The sequence below is a fragment of the Dethiosulfatibacter sp. genome, assembly GCF_983023055.1.
This window is the reverse complement of sequence record NZ_CEZJXU010000077.1, coordinates 1-7,341: the sequence shown is the minus strand read 5'-3', so window position 1 is coordinate 7,341 and position 7,341 is coordinate 1. Positions and strand designations below refer to the sequence as shown.

General features: G+C 38.3%; 5 protein-coding genes. 4 read left to right on the top strand and 1 reads right to left on the bottom strand.

Annotation, left to right across the window (positions count from 1 at the left end):
* Positions 1–89: 89 nt before the first annotated feature.
* Positions 90–2,240, bottom strand: a complete 2,151-nt coding sequence (locus AC3AX0_RS04335) for an S-layer homology domain-containing protein (RefSeq protein ID WP_487549079.1) — start codon at positions 2,238–2,240, stop codon at positions 90–92.
* 498 nt (positions 2,241–2,738) lie between these two features.
* Here AC3AX0_RS04335 and AC3AX0_RS04330 point away from each other — a divergent pair, with 498 nt between their 5' ends.
* From AC3AX0_RS04330 to AC3AX0_RS04315, 4 genes are all read left to right on the top strand, one after another.
* On the top strand, positions 2,739–4,889 hold the full coding sequence (locus tag AC3AX0_RS04330) for an S-layer homology domain-containing protein (RefSeq protein WP_487549078.1): 2,151 nt from the start codon (positions 2,739–2,741) through the stop codon (positions 4,887–4,889).
* 93 nt (positions 4,890–4,982) lie between these two features.
* Positions 4,983–5,951, top strand: coding sequence for an S-layer homology domain-containing protein (locus tag AC3AX0_RS04325; RefSeq protein WP_487549077.1), 969 nt, complete (start codon positions 4,983–4,985; stop codon positions 5,949–5,951).
* 41 nt (positions 5,952–5,992) lie between these two features.
* Positions 5,993–6,691: a YveK family protein gene (locus AC3AX0_RS04320; RefSeq protein ID WP_487549076.1), complete on the top strand. Its 699-nt coding sequence runs from the start codon at positions 5,993–5,995 to the stop codon at positions 6,689–6,691.
* The coding region (locus AC3AX0_RS04315; protein ID WP_487549075.1) for a CpsD/CapB family tyrosine-protein kinase at positions 6,692–7,341 on the top strand (650 nt) is incomplete at its 3' end.

Sequence of the window (7,341 nt, the reverse complement as noted above, 5' to 3'; positions counted from 1 at the left end):
CGGGAAATTGAAAAGCCGTTGAAAACTCGTGTTGAGTTTTCAACGGCTTTCTTGTTTAGTCAAAATTCACGATTTTGTCAGTTGCAGGGTCATTGGCTGCTGAATGAATCATATGTTCTATTGATAAGTATTATAGCCTGTTCCCTTGGAGTGTTCAATAGTGGATCTATTGTTGTTGGGCTTGTTCCATTCATGATGCTGTTCTGGTAACAGAATTTCACTTCGTTCATTGCCCAGGATGCTATTGAACGTGAATCGGTAAATGGGAAGGCTGCCATTGTATCTACAGTGGTATCATATCTGGCTGCAACAAGTGCTCTGTAGATCATTACACACATTTCCTGTCTTGTAATATTGTTTGCAGGTGCAAACTCTGTTGCGCTTATACCTTTTACAATACCCAGTTTGTATGCTATGAGGATGTCAGGGTTGTCCGTATCAACAAAGGGGTCTTCTCCAGGAATTATACCCATTCCTGTAAGCTTTTCATAGAGCTTAACAGCAAGGACGCAGAATTCCTCTCTTGTTATTGTTCTTCCGTAATCATGCATTACGCCTGGATAGGTAAGTTCGTTTTCATAGGCTTCTATTAGTTCAGACTCTGCCCATGATGATTGTGTACCGTCAAATATATCGGGTTCTTCTTCCATTTCCCCATCAAGGCTTATTGAAACCGTACTTGAAGGTGAAGAAGTCAATGCTTCGTCATAGGTATAAATCCTGTAGAATATTTCTCCTGAAAGTCCGTCAAGGTCAACATCCACATAGTCATGGTCGTCTTCAGTAGTGTTTCCAATGACTGTCCAGCCGCTTCCTGAATCCTTTTCAACATTGAATCCTGTATAATCACCTGATGGTGAATCCCAGGAGATCAATACTTCTGACATGGAGCCGTCTGTAAATGCCGCTGAAGGATTTACAGGAGGATTTGGAAAGATTGGGTGCAGTAATCCATCGGGAATGACTGGTGCTAGAACCATGCCGTAATATGTAGCCGTTGCTTCATTGGAATATCCTGAATTTAGAATCGAGCCTTTAGCCAGTATTCGGTATGTGTATTTAACACTTGAAGAAACAGATGCATCCTTGTATGAAGTTGCATTGGCAATTGCAGTGCCTATTTTAGAATATACCCCACCATTGGGTTTTCTCTCGATGGAGAATCCTGTTTCACTGGAGGAATTATCGGTCCAGTAAAGATTGATTTGAGGGGATACGATGCTTGCCTTTGCAGTAAGACTTGTAGGTTTGGATGGTGCAAATCCCAGTACATCAATTCCAGGCTTAATGGGAAGAAATTCCATTATGATTAAATCCCTGGTGCTCTTGAAGGTATTTGAAGTATCCCAGGCAACTGAGCTTTCTCCTGCAGCAGGCTTCCAATAGATCTTCACCTTCATTTCGCTTTTAGTTACATTTGGCATTGTCCATAAATAGCTGCCAATCGTAGAAGGGTTGTCCTTGTTCTCTATAATTGTGTTCCAGGTGCTACCATTATCCATGGAGTATAGGAGATCTACCTTTCCTCCAGCAACAAGTGTTGTCCAGCTGACAGTATACTTGTGACCGCCGGTTACACTGGTAGGCAAGTCTGTCAATGTGATTTCTTGAATTTTCGTGGAGGTTTTCCACATATTAAACCTTTTGTCTGTCAGATTATATCCAAGAGGAACTTTCGGTAGTTTACCGAAGAGGATATGCTGGAAGTAGTCATCGCAGTAATAGTAGCTTGTATTAAAGAAGGACTCTCCTTCTGACAGTGCTTTTGCACTTTCGTGTACTTTTGTGGAGCCTGTGAAGGTATCTGGTTGTATGTATCCTACAGTTCCTGTATCTGTCCACCAGCTGGTGGAGGATAATTTTGTCGTTGAAAGAATTTCTACTTGTCCAAATATTTCTTGTCTGTAAAGTGGAATATATCCTGGTAGCTTTACAGGGCTCACATATGCAACTATTCCATCGTCAGTCAATCCTGCTACGATGAGGTCTGCTTTTTCACTTGATGAGGATGTATAGGAATGTTTGTCGGAATCGCTGTCGTAGAGCCTGTAGAGAGGAGTGGTATAGACAGCCTTAGTATGAAAAATAGCTGTAAATATGGGTGATATTATTATGGGTGTTGCAATTATAGGGTCGGTTTTTGTGGGAATTATTGGTGTGATTGTGTCAATTCCAAAGGCAGGTAAGCATGAAGTCATGATGATAATGAATGCCAGCAATATTATCGGCATTTTTTTCATAATTTTTCCCTCCATTCTAATTTGGTTTTCTGCTTTTACTAAGGTGTTCTATAGAATAATTATACCATATTTCGGTTAGTGGAAACCCCTGCTTTGGAATAAAAAACACACATAGTAAGTATTTATTTTTCGACAATTGCATAACTTCATTCATTACTAAAACACCTGTTTATGGGTTGCTGAAATGTCCTATAGGAAAATTGCTTAAAAATCGAAGTGAAAATACTGTAAAATATGGGTTTAACAAGTTTTTTTACTTGATTAATGAAATGATATTTGTTAAAATACCAGCAGGGTGTATAAATTGGGATAATTAGTATTGTATTTATATCTGCCATGCAGATATTTTTTTGTTTTCATAACCGAATATATGGGTTCATACTTGAAATTGTATCAAGTTCACTTAACTTGATTAATGAACTTGATCGGATGAAATAAAGACGGGTTTTATACCTTAAGCAACTAAATAAATTAAACGGAATAAAGGAGAGGTAGACTATGAAAAGCATTAAGAAAAGAATTACGGTTTTAACGGTAGTAATAGTTTTAGTACTGTCTCAATTAAGTTTTGCATCAGCTGTTGAAGCTGACTATGCAGGACACTGGGCTCAGCCTGTAATTGAAAAATGGTATAATTATGGTATAGTAAAGGGATATTCAAACGGTTCCTTCAAGCCTGACAATGTTGTAACAAGAGCTGAATTTGTTACAATGCTCAACAGTCTTTTTGGATTCGTAGAAGAGGATACAAACATCTTTAATGATGTTTCAGGAAGCGACTGGTTTTACCACAATGTAAACAAAGGTGCGACAGCAGGAATAATAAAGGGGTCAAACAGCATGTTCAGACCTCTGGACAAGATAACTAGACAGGAAGCGGCAGTAGTATTAGAAAGGGCATTTAAACTGAGTGCTGAAAATGAGTATGCTTATACACAGTTCAATGATAGAGATGTAATATCAAATTGGGCTATACAATCAGTTAATGCACTTGTTGAGTCAAGCTATATGAATGGAAGAGGAAATAGTGAGCTGGCACCTCTTGCCAATCTAACAAGGGCGGAAGCTATAACGCTTATAAGCAATATTGCAGGAGATATTATTCAACAACCTTCTACCGTTACTGGAACTTACAATGGAAACTTGTTTGTAAACGAAGCGGATGTAGTAATCAAGGATACGACAATAAAAGGTAATCTGTACATAGCTGAAGGTGTTGGAGAAGGCGACATAACACTTGACAATGTAAAAGTGTTAGGCGAGCTTGTAGTATTAGGTGGAGGAGAAAACTCCATAATAATAAATAACTCAGACATTGGAAGCTTGGTAGTTATCAAGATCGGTGGTAAGATTCGTATATTGGCTGAAGGAGATACAATAGTAGGCCATGTTCAAATGTTGTCCGGTGGAAAGCTGCAGGAGGAAAATCTTAATGGAGAAGGAACAGGGTTTGGAGGGGTTGAAATATTAATTGTTAAGCCTGGTGAACCACTGGTACTTGATGGGGATTTTGACAAGGTAACTATTGAAGCTTCAGTTGATAGTATTACAATTGAAAACGGCTCAGTAGGTGAATTGGTTCTTGATGGAGTGGGCGAAGAGGTGCATGTAACAGTTGCTGATACAGGATCTGTTGGCATACTTGATATAGAAAACGCAAATGAGGTTGTATTGTGTGGAGATTTCGGTAAAATTGATGTCGACTGTACTGTGGAAAAATTAACTTTGGAGAATGGTACTGTAGGCACCATGGTTGTATCGGAAGATGCAGAAGGTAGTGGAATAACACTTAGCGAAGAAGTAATAGTTGAAACAATGGAAATAGATGCAACTGTAGCAGTTTCAGGAACGGGAACAGTTGAAGAAGCAGTTGTAAATGCCGATGATGTTTCATTTGACGAAGCACCTGAAGACATAACCGGTACTGCTGATTCAGTTGCTATAGGAACAGGAGAAGAAACAGAGGAAGTTGAATTAGAACAACCAATTGGCGGAGGCGGATTCGGTGGCGGAGGAACTGTCGAACCTACTACTGTTGATCTTACTGTTGCTTTTAGCAGTGGTACAGCGAATCAAACTTTGACTCTGGAAGTTGAAGATGATGCAGATGGTTATGAGATTGGCAAGGTATTTTTGAACTTTATAGTTAACAACTTTGATACATTTTATGATGATGTTAATGATGCGATTCTAGGAAATGATGGAATGTTCCTTATTGATGCATTGACATTCTTTGAATATGCTGAAGTTGAAGACTTGTCCGGTACAGTATATGATTCATTGCCACTGAAGTCTGGGGCTGAATATACACCAGCTGAAAAGAAAGACATGCTAGAGGCAGTATTATTGGCAACGGCAGACAACCTTACAGATACAAATGTTGTAAAGAATGACATGATTAAAGTTGCTGAAGCTGTAGACTTTTCATCAATAAAATACGATGGTTATAACTTCAAGAGTCTTGAGATTAGAAAAGACAACCAGAACTTGGCAACATTTACTCAAGGTGGAGACAAGGAAGCATTTATAACAGCGGTTATGGATCCACTGTTAAATATCAATCCGTCAACTACAGTCAAGTATGAAATGATTATCATATTGGATGACGGCAATGATACTACGAAAACGTCAACTTTTGAAACATTATAGATAAGTTGACAATAAATAATATGAAATAACATTTTGAAGAGGGATATTCATGTTCCCTCTTTAAATTCTGTTTAAACTAATGGAGATCGAACAATGAATTTTAAAAACTATTCAAAAATATTAATTTTATCCCTGTTGCTTGGCTTGTTTTTCAGCCAGGCAGTATTTGCGTTTACAGATTTGGATGAAAACAATCCTAACACAACACTAATAATGGAATTTTACGACAGGGGAATGACTATGGGTTACCCAGATGGTACTTTCAGACCTGAAGGAACTATAACCAGAGCTGAATTTCTTACCTTTGTAAACAGAACATTTGGATTTACGGAGAAAGTTGAAACCTTGGATTTTACAGATATAGCAGGAGACGAGTGGTTTGTAGAGGAGCTTAAGACAGCCGTTGAAAACGGATACATCCAAGGTTATCCTGATGGAACCTTCAGACCTGAAAAACAAATTAGCAGACAGGAAGCGGCCTATGTACTGAACAGCATACTGGACTATCCGGCAGAGATCTTTGCAGAAACCGAAGATGAAGTAGCGCTCTGGGCAGAGGATGCTGTCAATGCTCTTTTGCAAAGGGAAATAATTGAGCTTCAAGAAGGATATTTCAATGGAGACAAGACAGATACAAGGGAATCTGTTGCAGTTGCACTCCTTAAAGCTCTTCATCTGAAGGAAGAAGAAGCGGCTTTGACAGAGGTTGATAGTATAACTGGAGGAATATCTTCAGGTGGAAACAACAGTATAGACAAGCCTGATGCAGATGTGATATATTCTATGGAAAAGACTGTTTCTGGTCTGGAAAAGGTACTTAAAGGAGAAAACTCATTTACAAGCATACTTGATGAAAATTCTCGTGATATTGTATCTGATATAAAGGATGCAATGGAAAACTATCTTGCTGATTATGAATACGACTATGAATCCGAAATGGATGATGTAAAGGACAGGGACCATGAACTATCAGAGGAAACCAGGACAGATATTGAAATGGCAATAAGAGCATCTGTAGCAGCAGACTATCTTATTACTTTGAAGGATTTCTTTGCTAACTAAAATATAAAAATTGGGAATATATGAGAATTTTGGAGGAAAAAATGGAAGAAGAACTAGATTTACTGGAACTGGTACACATAGTTCTAAAAAGGAAATGGATAATAGTGGCAACGACCATAATTGCTACTGTTATTTCGATACTTGTTACAATGTTTGCCATAACGCCAATGTATGAGTCGAACACAACAATGATGGTAAATAGCTCGAAGAGCAGCAGTATAGGAGATATAGCATCTGGTTTTGACCTTGGGAGCATCAATCTAAGTCAGAAGCTCGTTGTAACATACAGTGAAATTGTCAAGTCAAGGATAGTGCTGGAAGCGGTTATTAACAGGCTTGATTTGGACATGACCTATAACGGTCTTTTGACAAGCATTACATCAAGTCCGGTTGGATCTACGGAAATATTGAAAATATCTGTAAAGGATACAGATCCTGTTGAGGCTGCAGAAATCGCAAATACAATAACGGATGTATTTATAAAGGAAGTTATGAGGATACTTAAGGTTGACAATGTTGAGATAATTGATGAGGCAATACCGCTAAATAATCCAATAAATGTCAAGCTTATGTTGAACGCTGCCATAGCATTCATTTTGGGAATCATGGCGGGAGTTTTCATAATATTCATTCTTGAAATGCTCGACAGAACAATAAAAACTGCTGAAGATGTTGAAAAGCATCTTGGACTTCCAGTAATTGGAAGCATAGTTGAATTCAGCAGTGTAAAGGAGAAATAAATGAAGGATTTGTATGAATTGATAGTGCACAACAAGCCTAAATCGCCTATATCTGAATCTTATAGAAGTTTGAGGACAAATATACAGTTTGCCAATTTGGATAATAATATGAAAACCATACTGGTTACCAGCGCCACTCCAGGAGAAGGTAAAACTCTTACCTTGATTAATCTTGCTGTTGCAATGGCTCAGAATGGACAGAAGGTACTCATAGTCGACTGCGATATGAGAAAACCAAGGATACATAAAGCCCTTGAAATTTCAAACAAGGCAGGTCTGGCAGAGTATCTTATGTACGGGGAGGATATTTCCAGATTCATAAACAGAATAGATACATTGAATATCGATGTTATGACTTCTGGTAAAATTCCAGGTAATCCATCGGAGCTTCTTCATTCAAATGTAATGAAGGAAACTGTTGAATCCCTAAAAGGTAAATATGACTATGTTTTCTTTGATTCGCCTCCAGTGGTACCTGTAACGGATGCTATAGTAATGTCAAGCTATATTGAAGGTGCTGTGCTGGTAATTGCGTCAGGCAAGCTGGAAATAGACATGGCGAAGAAGGCTAAAGAGTCATTGGTAGCAAGCGGTATAGAAATTTTAGGTGTAGTACTTAATAAAATTCCTATGAATGATTCGAAGGCATA